The sequence below is a fragment of the Aminobacter sp. P4_H6_2 genome (genome assembly GCF_056400805.1).
The window spans coordinates 1-18,991 of the sequence record NZ_JBFUKO010000042.1; the positions used below are offsets into that span (position 1 = coordinate 1).

General features: G+C 63.1%; 16 protein-coding genes and 1 pseudogene. 10 read left to right on the forward strand and 7 right to left on the reverse strand.

Going from position 1 to position 18,991, the window contains the following annotated elements:
* Positions 1–2,577: efflux RND transporter permease subunit (locus tag AC1DUU_RS05760; RefSeq protein ID WP_476782461.1), on the forward strand; the 2,577-nt coding region annotated here is incomplete at its 5' end.
* 176 nt (positions 2,578–2,753) lie between these two features.
* Positions 2,754–3,884, forward strand: coding sequence for a glycoside hydrolase family 3 protein (locus AC1DUU_RS05765; RefSeq protein ID WP_476782462.1), 1,131 nt, complete (start codon positions 2,754–2,756; stop codon positions 3,882–3,884).
* Positions 3,885–3,963: 79 nt separating this feature from the next.
* On the opposite strand, the gene AC1DUU_RS05770 is transcribed toward AC1DUU_RS05765, so the two are convergent.
* Positions 3,964–4,986: a substrate-binding domain-containing protein gene (locus AC1DUU_RS05770; RefSeq protein WP_476782463.1), complete on the reverse strand. Its 1,023-nt coding sequence runs from the start codon at positions 4,984–4,986 to the stop codon at positions 3,964–3,966.
* A 354-nt stretch (positions 4,987–5,340) separates the two neighbouring features.
* On the opposite strand from AC1DUU_RS05770, the gene AC1DUU_RS05775 reads away from it, so the two are divergent.
* Positions 5,341–6,696 (forward strand): ABC transporter substrate-binding protein, encoded by a 1,356-nt coding sequence (locus AC1DUU_RS05775; RefSeq protein WP_476782464.1) that lies wholly within the window; start codon positions 5,341–5,343, stop codon positions 6,694–6,696.
* Between the two features lie 224 nt (positions 6,697–6,920).
* Positions 6,921–7,937 carry a carbohydrate ABC transporter permease gene (locus AC1DUU_RS05780; protein WP_055981230.1) on the forward strand — a complete coding sequence of 339 codons (1,017 nt, stop codon included), beginning with the start codon at positions 6,921–6,923 and terminating at the stop codon, positions 7,935–7,937.
* On the opposite strand, the gene AC1DUU_RS05785 is transcribed toward AC1DUU_RS05780, so the two are convergent.
* Positions 7,885–8,067, reverse strand: a complete 183-nt coding sequence (locus AC1DUU_RS05785) for a DUF2934 domain-containing protein (RefSeq protein WP_476782465.1) — start codon at positions 8,065–8,067, stop codon at positions 7,885–7,887. The two genes, AC1DUU_RS05780 and AC1DUU_RS05785, sit on opposite strands and share 53 nt — an antisense overlap.
* Here AC1DUU_RS05785 and AC1DUU_RS05790 point away from each other — a divergent pair.
* From AC1DUU_RS05790 to AC1DUU_RS05800, 3 genes are read left to right on the forward strand one after another with little or no spacing between them, the layout of a single operon-like run.
* Positions 7,987–9,093 carry a carbohydrate ABC transporter permease gene (locus AC1DUU_RS05790; RefSeq protein WP_476782474.1) on the forward strand — a complete coding sequence of 369 codons (1,107 nt, stop codon included), beginning with the start codon at positions 7,987–7,989 and terminating at the stop codon, positions 9,091–9,093. The two genes, AC1DUU_RS05785 and AC1DUU_RS05790, sit on opposite strands and share 81 nt — an antisense overlap.
* Before the next feature lie 16 nt (positions 9,094–9,109).
* A complete protein-coding gene (gene bglA, locus AC1DUU_RS05795; RefSeq protein WP_476782466.1) occupies positions 9,110–10,762 on the forward strand; it encodes a beta-galactosidase BglA in 1,653 nt (550 codons plus the stop codon).
* 30 nt (positions 10,763–10,792) lie between these two features.
* The gene (locus tag AC1DUU_RS05800) at positions 10,793–11,905 is read left to right on the forward strand and encodes an ABC transporter ATP-binding protein (protein WP_476782467.1); all 1,113 of its coding nucleotides are present in this window, start codon (positions 10,793–10,795) and stop codon (positions 11,903–11,905) included.
* A 7-nt stretch (positions 11,906–11,912) separates the two neighbouring features.
* Here the strand turns inward: AC1DUU_RS05800 and AC1DUU_RS05805 are convergent, their stop codons facing one another.
* The 4 genes from AC1DUU_RS05805 to AC1DUU_RS05820 form a co-directional block, all read right to left on the reverse strand.
* Positions 11,913–12,758, reverse strand: coding sequence for a metal ABC transporter permease (locus AC1DUU_RS05805; RefSeq protein ID WP_476782468.1), 846 nt, complete (start codon positions 12,756–12,758; stop codon positions 11,913–11,915).
* A 211-nt stretch (positions 12,759–12,969) separates the two neighbouring features.
* The gene (locus tag AC1DUU_RS05810; RefSeq protein ID WP_476782469.1) at positions 12,970–13,830 is read right to left on the reverse strand and encodes a metal ABC transporter permease; all 861 of its coding nucleotides are present in this window, start codon (positions 13,828–13,830) and stop codon (positions 12,970–12,972) included.
* Positions 13,827–14,741 (reverse strand): manganese/iron ABC transporter ATP-binding protein, encoded by a 915-nt coding sequence (locus AC1DUU_RS05815; RefSeq protein ID WP_476782470.1) that lies wholly within the window; start codon positions 14,739–14,741, stop codon positions 13,827–13,829. The genes AC1DUU_RS05810 and AC1DUU_RS05815 overlap by 4 nt, the downstream gene beginning before the upstream one ends.
* Positions 14,738–15,598, reverse strand: a complete 861-nt coding sequence (locus tag AC1DUU_RS05820; protein ID WP_476782475.1) for a metal ABC transporter substrate-binding protein — start codon at positions 15,596–15,598, stop codon at positions 14,738–14,740. Before AC1DUU_RS05820 ends, AC1DUU_RS05815 begins: the two co-directional genes overlap by 4 nt.
* Before the next feature lie 255 nt (positions 15,599–15,853).
* On the opposite strand from AC1DUU_RS05820, the gene AC1DUU_RS05825 reads away from it, so the two are divergent.
* The 3 genes from AC1DUU_RS05825 (at position 15,854) to gndA (ending at position 18,681) form a co-directional block, all read left to right on the forward strand.
* Positions 15,854–16,105, forward strand: a complete 252-nt coding sequence (locus AC1DUU_RS05825) for a DUF2171 domain-containing protein (RefSeq protein WP_476782471.1) — start codon at positions 15,854–15,856, stop codon at positions 16,103–16,105.
* A 574-nt stretch (positions 16,106–16,679) separates the two neighbouring features.
* A complete protein-coding gene (locus AC1DUU_RS05830; RefSeq protein WP_476782472.1) occupies positions 16,680–17,120 on the forward strand; it encodes a Fur family transcriptional regulator in 441 nt (146 codons plus the stop codon).
* 142 nt (positions 17,121–17,262) lie between these two features.
* On the forward strand, positions 17,263–18,681 hold the full coding sequence (gene gndA / locus AC1DUU_RS05835) for an NADP-dependent phosphogluconate dehydrogenase (protein WP_476782473.1): 1,419 nt from the start codon (positions 17,263–17,265) through the stop codon (positions 18,679–18,681).
* A gap of 118 nt (positions 18,682–18,799) precedes the next feature.
* Here gndA and AC1DUU_RS05840 read toward each other — a convergent pair.
* A pseudogene (locus AC1DUU_RS05840) lies at positions 18,800–18,991 on the reverse strand (IS110 family transposase); the annotation flags it as partial.

The window sequence follows — 18,991 nt, forward strand, 5'->3', positions numbered from 1 at the left end:
GGTGTGCAGAAGGTCGCGCGCTTCGGCGGCGTCAACCGCGAAATCACCGTATCGCTCGACCCCGACAGGTTGCTGGCGTTGGGGGTGACGGCGGACCAGGTCAATTCAGCGCTGCGCCAGATCAACGTCAATGTTCCAAGTGGCCGCGGCGAGATTGGTGAACGAGAGCAGTCGATCCGCACCCTGGGCTCGGTGAGGTCGCTCGACGAGCTGTCCGGCCTTTCGGTCTCGTTGCCAGGAAACCGCTGGGTGCAGCTCCGCGACATCGCCACCATCAAGGACGGACCGGCCGAGCCGCGGGGTTTCGCACGTTTCAATGGCGAGGCCGTCGTTGGGTTTTCCATCTCCCGCTCCAAGGGCCACAGCGATACGGTCGTCGCCGATGCGGTGACCACGCGCCTGGCCGAAATTGCGGCGCGGACGCCGGACGTTGCGTTCAACGAGGTCATTTCCTACGTCGAATACACGCTGGAAAGCTACAACGCCGCGGTGACCGCGCTTGTCGAAGGTGCGGCGCTGACGGTGGTGGTGGTGTTTCTGTTCCTGCGCAACTGGCGCGCGACGCTGATCGCGGCTGTGGCGATGCCCCTGTCGATCCTGCCGACCTTCTGGGTGATGGAGTTGCTCGGATACACGCTGAACAGCGTCAGCCTTTTGGCGCTGACGCTGGTGATCGGCATCCTCGTCGACGATGCCATCGTCGAGATCGAAAACATCGAACGTTATGTCGATATGGGCAAGCGGCCCTATCTCGCGGCGATCGAGGGTGCCGATGCGATCGGCCTCGCGGTCGTTGCGACAACCTTGACCATCGTTGCGGTGTTTGCGCCGGTCAGTTTCATCGGCGGTGCTGTTGGCCAGTACTTCAGGCAGTTCGGCGTGACGGTGGCTGTTGCGGTGCTGATCTCGCTGGTCGTGGCGCGATTGCTCACCCCTTTGATGGCGGCTTATCTGCTGCAGCCGAAGGCTGGGGGAAGTCATTCGGCCGAGCCGTCGAAGCTGTCGCTGCGCTATCTCGCCGTGCTGGGCTGGACGCTCGATCACCGCAAGACGACCTTTGGCCTGGTCGCTGTGTTCTTTGCCGGCTCGGTCTTCCTTCTGACCCAGTTGCCCACCGGTTTTGTGCCAAGCAGTGACGGCAACGTCTCGCAAGCGCAGGTAACATTGCCTCCAGGCACGCGGCTGGAGGAAACCGCTGATGTCTCCGACAAGATCGTGCGCGAGTTGAAGGCAAGGCCTGAGGTCGCGGGCGTGCTGGTGACCACCGACGACGTCAACAAGGTGACCTTGATCATCAAGCTCAAGCCACGCGGCGAGCGCGAACTCGACCGCAAGTCGTTCGAACTCGCCGCGCGTCCGATCCTGGCCAATACGCCTGACATCCAGTTCACCTTCGTCTCGGATCAGGGCGGCAAGGAGGTTTCGATCTATCTCGCGGGCAACAATCCCGAGGAGCTGAACAGGGCCGCCTACCAGCTCGAGGCTGAAATGCGCCTGTTGCCGGAACTGACCAACGTGCTGTCCAACCAGGCGCCGCTGGCGCCGGAACTTCTGGTCAAGCCGCGCCTGGACGAGGCGGCCCGGCTCGGCGTTTCGGTGGTGTCGCTGGGCACCGTCGCGCGTATCGCCACGCTCGGGGAAACCGACTCAAATTCGGCGCAGTTCAACCTTGGCGACCGTCTGGTGCCCATCCGCGTGCTGCTCGACAAGTCGGCGCGTGGCGATCTCGAAACCTTGCGCAAGCTGCGTGTCGGCACGGCCGACGGCAAGGTCGTGCCGCTGACCTCGGTCGCCGACATTTCGTTCGGCGCCGAGGAAGGCAAGGTCGAACGGCTCGACCGCAAGCGCCTGGTCGCGGTCGAGGCCAATCTGAACGGCGTGGTGTTTGGCGATGCGATGAAAGCGGTCGCCGCATTGCCGGCGCTGAAGAGCCTGCCCGCAAGCGTCAGCCATATCGAATATGGCGCGGCCGAAGAGATGACGCAGATGTTCCGCGGCTTCGCGCAGGCGCTGGTGGCGGGCATCCTGATGGTCATGGCGGTGCTGGTGCTGTTGTTCAGGAACTTCCTGCAGCCGGTCACCATCCTGATCGCCTTGCCGCTGTCGCTGGGCGGCGCGGCTTTGGCGCTGCTCGCCTATGGCGCGGCACTCGACCTGTCGTCGACGATCGGCATCCTGATGCTGATGGGTATCGTCTGCAAGAACTCTATCCTGCTGGTCGACTACGCCATCGAATGCCGCGCCGAGGGGCTGGACCGGCGCGCGGCACTGATGAAGGCAGGCATGACCCGCGCCCGCCCGATCATCATGACCACGATCGCCATGGTGGCCGGCATGATGCCGGCGGCGATCGGCTTCGGCGCCGACGCCAGCTTCCGCGCGCCGATGGCTGTCGCGGTGATCGGTGGGCTGATCACCTCGACGCTGCTTTCCCTGGTCGTCGTGCCTGTCATGTTCGCCACCATGGACGACCTCAACGCCTGGTTTGCCCGCCGCCTGAAGCGGTTTACCTCGGTCACCGAGGCGGACCGTGCCGAGGGCGAGCTGATTGCTGGGCGCCAGGACGCAAGCGCATAGCGCCATATGACCGTCAATGACGGTTCGGGCGGCTGGCAGGATGCTGGCCGCCCGATTTCAACCCTCGCTGGTTTGAAAACCGATTCCGCTTTTTCAGCTCATGCACTAAGGACTTGTTTGGAACAGGCTGCCACAAGCAGTGCGTGGCACCTGACATCAGGCGGAGTTGGCGAAGCATGGATCTTACATTCGATCTCGGACGCGGGCCTGCGTCTTTTGGACATCGTTTTCTTATCGGCCTGCAGCCGGGGCACGTGCTCGGCGACAAGGACAAGCGGGTTTTGTCGCTGCTCAAGCCGGCCGGTGTCGTGCTGTTCCGCGCCAACTTCCTTCCCGATGCGCCATATGAGGATTGGCTGGAAAGCCACGCCAAGCTGCTTGCCGATGTGCGCGAATATATCGAGCGTGACGAAGTCATCATTTCGATCGACCATGAAGGCGGCGGTGTGCTGCGTCCGCCGGCACCGATCACGCCGTTTGCTTATGCGCGCGAATGGCCCAAGCAAGCGGGCGATGTCGGCAAGGCGATGGGCATCGAGCTGCGGTCGCTCGGCTTCAACGTCAATTTCGCACCCGTCGTCGACGTCAACTCGAACCCGGCCAACCCGGTCATCGGGCAACGCTCGTTCGGCACGACGCCTCACGATGTGGTGCCGGCGGCACGCGAGTTCCTCGACGCGCTCCAGGCCGAAGGTGTGTTGGGCTGTCCCAAGCACTTCCCCGGCCATGGCGACACGGCCGTGGATTCTCACTATTCGCTGCCCGTCATCGACGTCGACCCCAAGACGTTCCGCAGCCGCGAGCTCGAAGCGTTCCGCCATTTCAACGATGCCGGCACGCGCATGATCATGACCGCGCATATCGTCATTTCGCAGATCGACCCGGGTATTCCGGCGACGATGTCGCGCGTCATCCTGCAGGACATCTTGCGCAAGGAGCTTGGCTACGAGGGCGTGGTGGTCAGCGACGATCTCGGCATGAAGGCGATATCGGAGCGGCTGGACAAGCCCGAGACGACGACCAGCATCATCAACGCCGGCTGCGATCTGTTGTGCATGTGCGCTTACTGGGCCGACACCGAGATCATCATGCGCATGATCGACTACATGTCGGCCGGCCTGAAGGCTGGTGTGATCAAGGAAAGGGCGCTCGAGCAATCGTTCACCCGGGTCGCGGGGCTGTTGTCTGATCTGCCCAGCCACAAGGTCGAGGCGCTTGGCGAGGAGACCTTCCAGCGCCACGCCTCGGTCGCCCCGCTGCGCGCGCGCTCGCTGCCGGCCAATCACGGCGGCGCCACCAAGATCTAGCTGGTGAGGCCGCCGATGCCGGGGCTAAGGTTGATTGGGCCGTCCATGCCGTGAGCTAACCGAGTCTGTACGGCGCAGGTCAGCCCTTGGCCCCCGCGATGGACCCGCGCACCACCAGATCGACCGGCCAGACCTCGCCGCGCGCGCCGTCCTCCAGCCCAGAAATCCGTGCCGCCAGCCGCTCGGCCACGCGGGCCCCTGCAGCGCGGATCGACGAGCGGGTCGTTGTCAGCGGCACCGAGAAATGCTCCGGCTTCAGCCAGTGGAAGACGTCGTCGTGGCTGACCAGCGACAGGTCGCGCGGCATCACAAGGTTGAGGTCGCGCGCGGCGCGCACGATGCCGAGCGCCATGAGCAGGCTTGAGCAGACGATCGCCGTCGGTGCCTCGGATGCCTCCAGCAGGCCGCGCGCGGCGCGATAGCCATTCTCTTCGGTCATTGCCAGCGAGCGAATGTTCCTTGGCTCCAGCACCAGCCCGCTTTCCGACAGCGCCCGCCTGACGCCGCGCTCGCGGAAAATGGCGAAGGTCTGGGTGTCGTCGCCATTGATCAGGGCGACGCGCTTGTGGCCGAGCTGGACGAGCAGCCGCGTCGCGTCGTGAAAGGCGCCTTCATTGTCGATGTCGATGAACGGATAGTCGAAATCAAGCCCTTCGCTGCGGCCATGCACGATGAAAGGGATGCCGAGCTGGTGGGCGAGCGTGACCCGCTTGTCGGCGCTGCAGGGTGCCGAGATGTAGAGCGCGTCGACCTGCTTGTTGGCGACGATGCGCCTGTAGGTCGTCTCCTCGTCCTGGGCATCCGCCGGGCTCAGCACCAGGTCGAGCTCGTGGCCGCGGGCATAGTCGCCAAGACCCGACAGGAACTCGACGAAATGCGGATCGATGTCGACGGCGGCACCCGTCGGCATGACGTAGCCGATCATGCCGGCCTTGCCGGTCGCCAGCCTGCGCGCGCTCGGGTTCGGCCGGTAGCCGTGGCGCTTGGCGGCATCCGTGACCCGGCGCCGCGTCTCCTCGCTGACCTCCGGATAGCCGTTCAGCGCACGGCTCACCGTCGTCTGCGAAAGTTCGAGCATCAACGACAGCTGTTTGAGGTTCACCTCGGCTCCGATTCCCAAAGCGCTTTAAATCAGGCTTCGCCCGGATGTCGAGCAAACAAGACGCTTCATGCCAGCGAGAATAGGCGCGCAAATGCCTGGTTTGAAGCGAAATTTGCTGCTGCAGCGCCAAAAAGCATGCTGCAGCGCACATTCTGGCGACTTCTAAATCGATTAGCCTGCCGGCACTCTTGACTCTTTTCGATTCTGATGACCTGATGAAGCGAGCCAAAGCGCTTTGAAATGCCGTTGCGTGATGCGGTTGCAGCTTGCGCAGGACTGGGGCACAGTCGGAGCGATGCAGGCGGATGGAATGGAGGTTCCGTCCGGAGTTTTCGATCCACTGGGAGGAAGACCATGAGGAAGTCCCTGTTACTGGGCGTGGCGTTTGCTGCCGTTGCCCTGAGCGCGCCCGCGTCGGCGGAGCTGAAGTTCAAGCCGGGCGAGGATGCCCGTTTCACCTGGGCAAATTTCGACGAACTCAAGAAGGTCGACCTGAAGGGCGAGACGCTCTCGATCTTCGGGCCATGGCGCGGCGAAGACGAGGCGTTGGCACGCTCGGTGCTCGACTATTTCAGCGAGGCCACCGGTGTGACGATCAACTACTCGTCGTCGGAGAATTACGAACAGCAGATCGTCATCGACACGCAAGCCGGCAGCCCGCCCAACATCGCCATTCTGCCGCAGCCTGGCCTGATCCAGGATTTGGCTTCAAAAGGCCTGCTCGCCCCGCTCGACGAGGGCACGGCCAGTTTCGTCAAGGAAAACTACGGTGCCGGCCAGTCCTGGGTCGACCTCGGCACCTTCAACGGCAAGGACGGCAAGCCCGGTTTCTACGGGTTCCCATTCAAGGCCGATCTGAAGTCGCTGGTCTGGTACGTGCCGGAAAACTTCGAGGAAGCCGGCTATGAGGTYCCCAAGACGTGGGAAGAGATGCAGGCCCTGACCGACAAGATCGTCGCCGACGGCGGCGTGCCATGGTGCATCGGCCTGGGCTCTGGTGGTGCCACGGGCTGGCCGGCCACCGACTGGGTCGAAGACATCATGCTGCGCACCCAGGCACCCGATGTCTACGACAAGTGGACCAAAAACGAGATCCCGTTCAACGATCCGGCGGTGATCAACGCACTCGACATCTTCGCCAAGATCGCCACCAACGACAAATATGTTGACGGCGGCAAGGCAGCGGTGGCGGCGACCGACTTCCGCGACAGCCCCAAGGGCCTGTTTGCCGTTCCGCCCAAGTGCTATTTGCACCGCCAGGCGTCGTTCATCTCGTCCTTCTTCCCCGAAGGCACCAAGCTCGGCGAGGATGCCGACTTCTTCTACCTGCCGCCAATGGCCGCCAAGCCTGAGCTCGGCAATCCAGTGCTCGGTGGCGGTACCTTGTTCACCATCGCCAAGGACTCCAAGTCCGCGCGCGCCTTCATCGACTTCCTGAAGATGCCGCTCGCTCATGAGATCTGGATGGCGCAGTCGGGCTTCCTGACCCCGCTCAAGACGGCGAACAAGGACGCCTACGCCAACGAGGCGCTGAAGAAGCAGGGTGACATCCTGGTCAATGCCTCGACCTTCCGCTTCGATGGTTCCGACCTGATGCCGGGCAAGATCGGCGCCGGCGCCTTCTGGACCGGCATGATCGATCTGGTTGGCGGCAAGCCCGCGCCCGACGTCGCGTCCGACATCCAAAAGAGCTGGGACGCGATCAAGTAGGGCGACGCGCAAGCGAAGCCCTCTGACCGGCCGCTCCGCGGCCACCTTCTCCCCGTCGGGGAGAAGGTCCGGCGGCGCCGCTCCCGGTTTCCCCTCCCGCCGGGAGCGGGCTGCCGCAGGGTGTTACGGAGAACACCCGGGGTGTCGCGGAGAACGGTTGAGGCCGGCGTCCATCCAACACTGGCAGTCTGCTCGAACCAGCCCGTTGAAAAGGGACTGATCCCATGACGGCACAGATACTTTCGGCCATTTTCACCATCATCGTCGGCGTCGGCGGCTGCGTCGTCTATTACTGGGGCGCCAACAAGATCCTCGACGCGGTCTTTCCATCGCGCGGCGTTTCCGGCGCTGCCGCCGTCGACAATCTGCGCCGTCAGGGCCTGATCCGGCCATGGCTGTTCGTTGGCCCGGCCATGCTGATCGTCACCGTCTATCTCGTCTATCCGGTGATCGAAACGCTGAGGCTCTCCTTCATGGATCGCAGCGGCGAGAACTTCGTTGGCCTCGCCAACTACAGCTGGGCCTTCGGCGACCGTGAGTTCCGCAATTCGATCTTCAACAACCTGCTGTGGCTGGCCGTCGTTCCAGCCGCCTGCACCTTCTTCGGCCTGATCATCGCGGTGCTCACCGACAAGATCTGGTGGGGCAATATCGCCAAGAGCCTGGTCTTCCTGCCGCTCGCCATCTCGTTCGTCGGCGCAAGCGTCATCTGGAAATTCGTCTACGAATACCGCGCCGAAGGCCAGACCCAGATCGGCATCCTGAACGCCGCCGTGCAATATCTCGGCGGCAATCCGCAGGTGTGGATCTCGACACCGTTCTGGAACAACTTCTTCCTGATGGTGATCCTGATCTGGATCCAGACCGGCTTTGCCATGGTCATCCTGTCGTCGGCCCTGCGCGGCATTCCCGAGGAAACCATTGAGGCGGCCGTCATCGACGGCGCCAACCCGTTCCAGATCTTCTGGAAGATCATGGTTCCGCAGATATGGGGCACGATCGCGGTCGTCTGGACCACCATTACCATCCTGGTGCTCAAGGTCTTCGACATCGTTTTGACCATGACCAACGGGCAATGGAACAGCCAGGTGCTGGCCAATCTGATGTTCGACTGGATGTTCCGTGGCGGCGGCGATTTCGGCCGTGGCGCGGCGATCGCCGTCATCATCATGCTTGCTGTGGTTCCGATCATGATCTGGAACATCCGCCAGGCCAATCGCGAAGGCGGGGGAGGACACTGACATGGCCAGTGCAAGCGGAAAGTCCTTCCTCGGCCGCTTCGGCGTCCATATCGCGGTATTCGTCTTCGTCGCCATCTGGACAATCCCGACGCTCGGCATCCTGGTAAGCTCGCTGCGCGACAAGGACCAACTCATCGTCTCCGGCTGGTGGACGGCACTTTCCACCTCCTCGCAGACCGAAGCCGGACGGCTGCCAGGTGCTTCGGCGCAGGTCGAAAAGGACGGAAAATTCGTCATCGAAGGAAACATCTTCGGTGACGGTCCGGCGCGTAGCATCAGCGCCTTCGGCACCAAGGCGGCGGCGCCGACGCAATATCAGGCGGGTGACGTCGCCGATCTCGGGGAAGGCGTTTCGCTTTTGCTCAATGCCGACGGTTCCTTCGTGATGCAATCACCCAAAGCCTTCGAGGGCGACCGCGGCCAGCGCGTCTACTACGCGTCGTCGGCACCGCCGCGCTTCACCACCGACAACTACCGCACGGTGCTGTTTTCCGAAGGCATCGGCCGCTCCTTCATCAACTCGCTGACGGTCACCATTCCGGCGACCATCATCCCGATCCTGATCGCCGCCTATGCCGCCTATGCGCTCGCCTGGATGCGCTTTCCCGGCCGCGCGCTTCTGATCGCCGTCATCATCGGCCTACTGGTCGTGCCGTTGCAGATGTCGCTGATCCCACTGCTCAAGCTCTACAATGGCGTCGGCCTGTTCTTCGGCGTGCCGGCCAAGACCTATCTCGGCATTTGGCTGGCGCATACCGGCTTTGGGCTGCCCTTCGCCATCTACCTCTTGCGCAGCTACATCGCCGGCCTGCCGCGCGAGATCATGGAATCCGCCCGCATCGACGGCGCCAGCGACTTCGAGATCTTCGTCAAGATCGTGCTGCCGCTGTCCTTCCCGGTGCTCGCCTCCTTCGCCATCTTCCAGTTCCTGTGGGTCTGGAACGACCTTCTGGTGGCGATGGTGTTCCTCGGCAGCGGTTCCGACCAGCTGGTGCTCACCGGCAAGCTCAACGCGCTGCTTGGTTCGCGAGGCGGCGACTGGGAAATCCTCACCACCTCGGCCTTCGTCACCATCATCGTGCCGCTGATCGTGTTCTTCTCGCTCCAACGTTATTTCGTCCGCGGGCTGCTCGCGGGCTCAGTCAAGGGAGGCTAGCTCCATGCAGGCCGCAATGCGCAAGTTTGAACACCCTGAAACCGCTGTCGACCGCGACTGGTGGCGGGGGGCGGTGATCTACCAGATCTACCCCCGCAGCTTCCAGGATTCGAACGGCGACGGCATCGGCGACCTCAAGGGCATCATCGAGCGGCTGCCGCATATCGCGTCCCTTGGCGCGGACGCTGTCTGGATCTCGCCATTCTTCAAGTCGCCGATGAAGGATTTCGGCTACGACATTTCGGACTATCTCGACATCGACCCGATGTTCGGCACGCTGGCCGATTTCGACGCCATGATATCAGAAGCACACCGCCTTGGCCTCAAGGTGATGATCGATGGCGTCATCTCGCACACCTCCGACCTACACCCCTGGTTCAAGGAGAGCCGGGCGAGCCGCGACAACGCCAAGGCTGACTGGTATGTCTGGGCCGACGCCAAGCCCGACGGCAGCCCGCCCAACAACTGGCTGTCGATCTTCGGCGGCTCAGCGTGGCAGTGGGACACGCGTCGGATGCAGTATTACCTGCACAATTTCCTGTCCGAGCAGCCGGACCTCAACTTCCACAACCGTGACGTCCAGGACGCGCTGCTCGACGTCACGCGCTTTTGGCTCGAACGTGGTGTCGACGGCTTCCGTCTCGACACGATCAATTTCTATTTCCATTCGGCGGGGCTGGAAGACAATCCCGCACTGCCACCCGAAGAGCGCAACGACCAGACCGCGCCTGCGGTGAACCCCTACAATTTCCAGGATCACATCTACGACAAGAGCAGGCCCGAGAACCTGGAATTCCTCGCCCGCTTCCGCGCCGTTCTCGACGAATATCCGGCGGCCGCAGCTGTCGGCGAGGTCGGCGATTCCCAGCGCGGGCTGGAGGTCGTTGCCTCCTACACCGCTGGCGGCGACAAGGTGCAGATGTGCTATGCCTTCGACTTCCTGGCTCCTGAAAAAATCACCGCCGCCAAGGTGCGCACGGTTCTGGAAGACTTCGGCAAGGCTGCCAGCGACGGCTGGTCGTGCTGGGCCTTCTCCAACCACGACGTCGTCCGCCACGCCTCGCGCTGGGGCATGGGCGAGGCCGATCGTACCGCCTATCTCAAGGTGATCTCGGCACTGCTCATGTCGCTGCGCGGCTCGGTCTGTATCTACCAGGGCGAGGAGCTTGGGCTGACCGAAGCCAGCCTCGGCTTCGAGGACCTGCAGGACCCCTACGGCATCCGCTTCTGGCCGGAATTCAAGGGCCGCGACGGCTGCCGCACGCCGATGGTCTGGAACAAGGATGCCAGGAACGGCGGGTTCTCGTCAGTCAAGCCGTGGCTGCCGGTGCCTGCGGAACATCTCGCCAAGGCCGTCGACACGCAGGAAGGCGACGCCGCCTCGCTGCTCGAACACTACCGCCGCTTTCTCGCATTCCGCCGCGCGCATCCGGCGCTGGCCAAGGGCGATATCTCGTTCCTCAAGGCCGACGGCGATACCGTTGCCTTTACGCGTCGCGAGGGCAACGAGGAGATCGTGTGCGTCTTCAATCTTGGCAGCACAGCAGCTAACGTTGATCTTGGAGGTCGAGGCCTGCAACCCCTGCCGGGACACGGGCTCGATGGAAATGCCAATGCCGGCGCAGTCCGGCTCGGTGGTTACGGCGCCTGGTTCGGGCGCTTCGTCTAATCGCCGGAAAGAAAAATCTGGGAGGTAACCATGGCCGATCTAACGCTCAGGGACGTCAAGAAGTCTTACGGCAATCTGCACATTCTCCACGGCATCGACCTCGACATCAAATCGGGCGAGTTCATCGTCTTCGTCGGCCCCTCGGGCTGCGGAAAGTCGACGCTTTTGCGCTCGATTGCAGGGCTTGAGGAGATCAGCGGCGGCACGCTTGAGATCGCCGGCGAGAAGGTCAACGACGTGCCGCCCTCCAAGCGCGGCATCGCCATGGTGTTCCAGTCCTACGCGCTTTATCCGCACATGACCGTCTACGACAACATGGCCTTCGGCATGAAGATCGCCAAGGAAAGCAAGGCTGAGATCGACAAGCGCGTGCGGGCGGCGGCCGAGATTCTCCAGCTGACCAAATATCTCGACCGCCTGCCCAAGGCGATGTCGGGCGGCCAGCGCCAGCGCGTCGCCATCGGCCGCGCCATCGTTCGCAACCCCAAGGTCTTCCTGTTCGACGAGCCGCTGTCGAACCTCGACGCGGCGTTGCGTGTCGCTACCCGCATCGAGATCGCCAAGCTCAAGGAATCGATGCCCAACACCACGATGATCTACGTMACYCAYGACCAGGTCGAGGCGATGACGCTGGCCGAYCGCATCGTCGTGCTCAAGGAMGGCCGCATCGAGCAGGTCGGCACGCCGATGGAGCTCTACAAGCACCCCGGCAACCTGTTCGTCGCCCAGTTCATCGGTTCGCCGGCGATGAACATCGTCGGCGGCACCATCGACAGGACGGGCGAGAACAGCCTGGTCAGCCACGTCGGCGGCCACAAGACCTCGGTGCCGGTGGCAACGCCCACTGATGCCCAGGGCAAGACGGTCAGCTTCGGCGTGCGGCCCGAGGACCTCTATGTCGCGACCGGCGAGGACTACCTGTTCGAGGGTCTCGTCGATTATGTCGAGCAGCTCGGCGAGGTCCAGCTTGTCTATGTCGACATCGGCCGCGCCGATCAGCCACTGGTGGCCAAGCTGCCCGGCAATGTCGAGGTCAAGCGCGGTGCGAAGATCCGGCTCGCCGCCAGCCCCGACGAGCTGCACATCTTCGACAGCGACGGCCATTCGTTCGCCCGCCGCCGGCTGACTGCGGCAGCGGCTTGAGACGACCTCAATCCGCTGCCATCACCTGCCGCTCCCGCAGCGCTGTCCGGCGCTTCGAGATGAAGAAAGCGGCAACAAAGGTCAGGCTCATCAAAAGCACGATTGTCGGCGCCGGCGCGCTGTCGATGAAGAAGCTGAGATAGACCCCCAGGAATGACGACAGCACCGCCACCAGAACCGACACCATCAGCATACGCTCGAAGCGGTCGGTGAGCAGATAGGCGATCGCGCCCGGCGCGATCAGCATCGCAATGGCAATGATGATGCCGACGGCCTTCAACGCGCCGACGATGGTCAGCGACAGGATCGACAGCAGCCCGTAATGCAGCAGCTTCACCGGTAGGCCGATCGCCTGCGCGTGCTGCGGGTCGAAGGCGTGCAGCAACAGATCGCGGCGAAACAGGCCGATCGCGCCGGTGGCGATCAGCGCGATGACAGCCGTCTGGCCGACATCGCTCCAGCTCACGCCCAGCATGTCGCCGAACAGGATATGGTCGAGATGCACGTCGGTCTGGATCTTGGTGTAGAGCACGATGCCGAGGCCGAACATGCCGGAAAAGACGATGCCCATGACGGTGTCTTCCTTGATCCGGCTGTTTTGCTTGAGATAGCCGGTCGCCAGCGCGCAGGTCATGCCGGCGGCGAAGGCGCCGACGGCGAGCGGAATGCCGGCGATGTAGGCCAGCACCACGCCGGGTAGCACCGCATGGCTGATGGCGTCGCCCATCAGCGACCAGCCCTTGAGCACGAGGAAACACGACAGCAGCGCCATCGGCACCGCCACAAGCAGGGCGATGACGAACGCCTGCTGCATGAACGGGAATGCGAAGGGGAGGGTCAGGGTTTCGATCATGGCTGCACCACGTAGGTCGGCGCTCCACGCCACCCCCCTCTGGCCTTCCGGCCATCTCCCCCGCAAGGGGGGAGATCAGCAGCTTTGAGGTCGGCGCTTGTTTTGGAATGTCGGCGGTTTGCGAAGGTGGTGATGACAGTTGATCTCCCCCCTTGCGGGGGAGATGGCCGGCAGGCCAGAGGGGGGTGGGAAGGAATGAGACCCATCATCATCATATCCCCGCCTCCAGTGCTTGCCGTGCCCGCTTTCGCGACGCCAGCAGCCCATGCTTGGGTGCGAAGACAAACGCGATCAGGAAGATCAGCGTCTGAGCGACGACAATGATGCCCCCCGTCGCGCCGTCGAGGAAATAGCTTGCATAGGCGCCGACAAAGCTGGTGATCGAGCCGATAGCCACGCTGATTGCGATCAGTCGCGGAAAGCGGTCGGTGAGCAGATAGGCGGTGGCCCCCGGCGTCACCACCATGGCGATGACCAGGAATGCGCCGACGGTCTGCAGCGCCGCGACCGTCGAGGCCGACAGCAGCATGAAGAACAGCACCTTGAGCAGATCGGGCTTGAGCCCGATCGAACGCGCATGGTTTTCGTCGAAAAACGCGACCATGAGGTCCTTCCATTTGGCGAGCAGGATGGCGAGCGAAATGCCGCCGATCAGCACCAGCTGCAGCGTGTCGGAAGGCGTGATCGCCAGGATATTGCCGAGCACGATGGTCTGGATGTTCACCGAGGCCGGTGACAGCGAGATCATGAACAGGCCAAGCCCGAAGAACGAGGTGAAGATCAGCCCGATGATGGCGTCTTCCTTCAGCTTGGTGCGCTGGTTGAGGAAAAGCATAGCGCCCGCTGCAAGCCCGCCAGAAATGAAGGCGCCGAGCGCGAACGGCAGGCCCAGCATGTAGGCGCCGGCGACGCCTGGCACAATCGAGTGCGAAAGCGCGTCGCCGATCAGCGACCAGCCCTTGAGCATCAGATAGGCCGAGAGGAAGGCGCAGACGCCGCCGACTAGGGCGGACACCCACATGGCGTTGAGCATGTAGCCGTAGCCGAATGGCTCCAGGAGCGTGGCAATCATTTCTTGCGCCCGCCCTTCTTGGCTGCAACGTCTTTCTCGGCGTCATCGCCATAGATGACGAAGGGGCGCTCGTCGTCGGTCAGCACCGTCACCTGGCGTGTGTCGGCCGCGTCCTGGTGCAGTTCGGCGCCGCCAAGGATGAATTGACGCAGCACGCCGCCAAAGGCCTTTTCGAGATTGGCCTTGGTGAAGGTTTCGGCCGTCAGCCCGGAGGCAAGCACGGTGCGGTTGACCAGCACGGCGCGGTCGCAGAAACGCGGTACCGAGCCCAGATTATGCGTCGACACCAGCATCACGCGGCCTTCGTCTCGCAGGCCTTGCAACAGCGTGATGATCGCTTCTTCGGTGCGCACGTCGACGCCGGTGAACGGTTCGTCGAGCAGGATGATCTCGCCCTCCTGGGCAAGGGCGCGGGCCAGGAAGACGCGCTTCTTCTGGCCGCCGGAAAGCTCGCCGATCTGGCGCGTGCGGAAATCGGCCATGCCGACGCGTTCGAGTGCCGCATCCACCGCCTCGCGGTCGACCGCGCGTGTCATGCGGAAGAAGTTCATGTGGCCATAGCGGCCCATCATGACCACGTCTTCGACGAGCACCGGAAAGTTCCAGTCGACATCCTCGCTCTGCGGCACATAGGCGACGAGGTTTTTCTTCAGCGCCTCGCGTGCCGGCTCGCCGAATATCGAAACRCTGCCTGTGGCGAGCGGAACGAAGCCCATGATCGACTTAAACAGGGTCGACTTCCCTGAGCCGTTGACGCCGACAAGGGCGGTGATGGTGCCACGCGGAATGGCGAAGGAGGCGTTGCGAAGGGCGGTGTGGCCGTTTCGGTAGGTGACCGAGATGTTGTCGACGCGCAGGCCTTCGCCTGACAGCGCTGTGGTTGCGGGGCGCCCCTTCAACGGCACGTTCATTGGGCGAGCCCCTTGACGATGGTTTCGGTGGTGACCCGCATCAGGTCGAGATAGGTCGGCACCGGGCCGCTGGCATCGCTCAGCGAGTCGACATACAGCACGCCGCCATAGCGGGCGCCCGTTTCCCGCGCGACCTGCTCGGCCGGCTTCGACGACACCGTGCTTTCGCTGAACACGGCGGGAATGTTGTTGGCCTTGACGAGGTCGATCACCTTGCGCACCTGCTGGGGCGTGCCTTGCTGGTCGGCGTTGATCGGCCAAAGATAAACCTCCTTCAGGTTGAAGTCGCGCGCCAGATACGAGAACGCGCCTTCGCTGGTGGCGAGCCAGCGCCGCTGTTCGGGAATGGTCTCGATCGCGGTATGGATGGGCGCCACCGTCGCCTTGATCTTGGCGGCATAGGCTGCGGCGYTTTTGGCGTAGACCTCCGCGTTCTTGGGGTCCTTGGCGGCAAAGGCCTTGCGGATGTTTTCGACATAGATGAGCGCTGCCTCAGGCGACATCCAGGCATGCGGGTTGGGTTTGCCGGTATAGGGGCCCTCGGCAATGCCCATGGGCGCCACGCCATCCGAAACAACGGCTTGTGTCACGCCGTCGAGATTTTCGAAGAATTTTTCGAACCACATTTCGAGGTTCAGCCCGTTCCACAGGACGAGATCGGCCTTCTGGGCGCGGATGATGTCGCCCGGCGTCGGCTGGTAGTTGTGGATCTCAGCATTGGGCTTGGTGATCGATTCCACCTCCGCCGCGTCACCGGCGACATTGCGGGCGATGTCGGCGATCACAGTGAAGGTGGTGACCACCTTCATCTTGCCGCCCGCTTCGCTCTCTTGCGAGCAGGCCGAAAGTCCGAGCATGGCCCCCAGCATGGCGATGGCGGCAAGTGTGGCACGAAAGGCTGTCATGGAAATCCCGTACGAGAACGCCGCACCGAACGGGCGGCAGCTACGATGCCTTACCTAATGGCACCTCGCGCCCTTGTCAATGCAATTGCAAATCGTTTGCAACTGAGGCGCATGAAAACACTGCGCCGATGCCTTTTGAGCGCCAGCTCGCATCCAATCGGCAGCTGGCGCGTTGTCGTTTGCCAATTCCAACCAAGGAGAACGATCGTGTCAGCCACCTCGGGAATTCGCGAGCATATGGAAGTGATCGGCGCCGACGGCGTTCACATCGGCACTGTCGACAAGGTCGAAAACGGCCGCATCAAGCTGACCAAGCAGGATGGCGGCGAAGGCAGGCATCGTGGCCACCACCATTACATTTCCACCGCCCTTGTCGCCGAAACCGAAGGCAACAAGGTACGCCTGTCGGCCAATGCCGATGTCGCGGTGACCTTCGAGGAAGAGGGCAAGTCGGGGTAGTTTGGTGGCCTGCGTGCCGCAGTTTGCAACCTAGGGTGAAGCATCCAGGCGCGCCGATATGGCTGAAGGTGCCAATGCGCTGCGAGATGGCAATGAGGACGGGCGGATTGTGGGACGGTTCCCCACGCGCACATTCTTGCTGGCGGCTCGAGGCTGCTACCTGCGACGTCTCGTTCCTTCCTGCCCCCCTCTGGCCTGCCGGCCATCTCCCCCACAAGGAGGGAGATCACGCCTTCATTTGCCTTCTGGCCAACCACCAACGTCGCAGCGTTCACTTTCTGCTAAATCGCAGGACGAGCGCTGCCGTGGATGCGACTAATCTCCCTCCTTGTGGGGGAGATGGCCGGCAGGCCAGAGGGGGGTGGGAAGGAACGAGACATTGAAGATTTGCTTGACAGTGCAACAATACAGCTTGCCCCCATTGCCCGCTTTTCCACGCCCTCTGAACCTGCCGTATCGTCATCGCCAGTTTATCGCATGGGAATGCGGGGCGCGACGGAAGCGCCCCTTCTTCTGGGGATGAACGCACACATAATCTTTTGCAACTGGGTGTCATCTGGCACATAGTCGGGCCATGACGAAGACTGCCACCAAGCCCGGATCCAAGAAGCCCGATTACGAAAAAGCGTTGCGCAAGGCGGGCATCCGCATCACGCGTCCGCGCAAGATCATCCTGGGTATTCTGGGCGAGACCGAGGATCATCCCGACGCGCTCGAAATCTTCCGCCGCGCCGAGACCATCGACAAGAGCATCTCCTTGTCTACCGTCTACCGGACGATGAAGCTCCTGGAGGAAATGGGTGCGATCCACCGCCATGCCTTCGAGGGCGGGCCGTCGCGTTTCGAGCAGGCGGGCGGTGATCATCACGACCACCTAATCGACATGGATACCGGTGACGTGATCGAGTTCCGTTCAGACCGTATCGAACAGCTGCAGCAGGAAATCGCCCGCCAGCTTGGATACGACATCGTCCACCATCGGCTCGAGCTTTACGGGCGCCGCCGCAAGGATTAGCGCGGCCGCGCCTTTGGCCAAGGCACGACGAGTTGATCGCTCGCCACCATGCGCGCGCCGGGCTGCGAGTTGACCTTGGCCCGGGCACGGTCAATCATGCCGCCGCCTCTGGCACGTGAAATCAGCAGACGGGATAACGACCATGGAAAAAGCCGAAATCGGACTGATCGGATTGGGCACGATGGGCTCGAACCTGGCGCTGAACATCGCCGAAAAGGGCCACCGCATCGCCGTCTTCAACCGCACGCCGGCCCGCACGCAGGCATTTGTCGAATCGGCCGGTGCGCTGCGCGACATGGTGGTGCCATGCGCCTCGATCGAGGAGCTGACCGCCGCGATCCGCCCGCCGCGTCCTGTCATCATCATGGTGCTGGCGGGACCCCCCGTCGACGAACAGATTGCGGCACTGCGCGGTGCCATGTCGGCCAACGACATCATCATCGATGCCGGAAACGCCAACTTCCGCGACACCATGCGCCGCTTCAAGGAGTTGGAGGGCTCGGGCCTGACCTTCATCGGCATGGGCGTTTCGGGCGGCGAGGAGGGCGCGCGCCACGGCCCCTCGATCATGGTCGGCGGCACGCCCGAATCCTACAAACGTGTCGAAGGCGTGCTGACCGCGATCTCGGCCAAGTTCAAGGGCGAGCCCTGTGCCGCCTGGCTCGGCACAGACGGCGCCGGCCACTTCGTCAAGACCATCCATAACGGCATCGAATATGCCGACATGCAGATGATCGCCGAGATCTACGGCATCCTGCGCGACGGGCTCAGCATGAAGCCGAAAGAGATCGCTCCCGTCTTCGCCGGTTGGAACAAGGGTCGCCTCGAATCCTACCTGATCGAGATCACCGCATCCGTGCTCGAGGCAGACGATCCTAAGACCGGGCGGCCGGTGGTCGACATCATCCTCGACCGCGCCGGCCAGAAGGGCACCGGCAAATGGTCGGTGATCGAAGCACAGCAACTCGGCATTCCAGCGACGGCGATCGAAGCGGCGGTGGCGGCGCGCGTGCTGTCGTCGATGAAGGACGAACGGCTGGCGGCGGAAAAGGCCTATGGTGCCAACACGCTCAAGTTTGCCGGCAGCAAGGACGAGGTGCTTCACGATCTCGAGCTTGCATTGTTTGCAGGCAAGATCGCTGCCTATGCGCAGGGCTTTGCGGTCATGGCCGCAGCCTCCAAGGAGTTCGRCTGGAACCTGCCGATGCCGACSATCGCCAAGATCTGGCGCGCCGGCTGCATCATCCGCTCGCAGTTCCTCGACACCATCGCCGAGGCCTTCGGCAAGGCGGATGCCTCGACCAACCTGCTGATGGTGCCGGCCTTCGTCGACATGATGGGCAAGGCGCATCCGTCGCTGCGCCGCATCGTCGCCCGTGCCGCCGAGGCCGGCCTGCCGGTGCCGGCATTGTCGTCGGCGCTTGCCTATTTCGACGGCTATCGCCAGGGCCGGGGTTCGACCGACCTGACGCAGGCGCAGCGCGACTTCTTCGGTGCGCRTGGCTTCGAGCGCATCGATGCGCCGGGCGCGTTCCATGGCCCGTGGGGCAGCGGCAGCTAGCGTTCCTAGGGCGCGCGTGTAGCACCTTCTCCCCGTAATGACGGGGAGAAGGGAAAAGCGGCAACGCCGACGCCCTCCCTCTCCCCGTATTTCACGGGGAGAGCGACTGTCTTGGCGGTCAAGCGGTTTGCCATGGTTTTTGGTCCCGGATCATGGCGTTGAGGATGGTGAGGAGCTTGCGCATTGTCGCGACGATGGCGACGATCTTGGGCTTGCCGGCGGCAACGAGCCTGTCGCGGAAGGCCTTGAGGACAGGGTTGTGACGTGCGGCGACAAGGGCTGCCATGAACAGTGCGGCGCGGACGCGCGT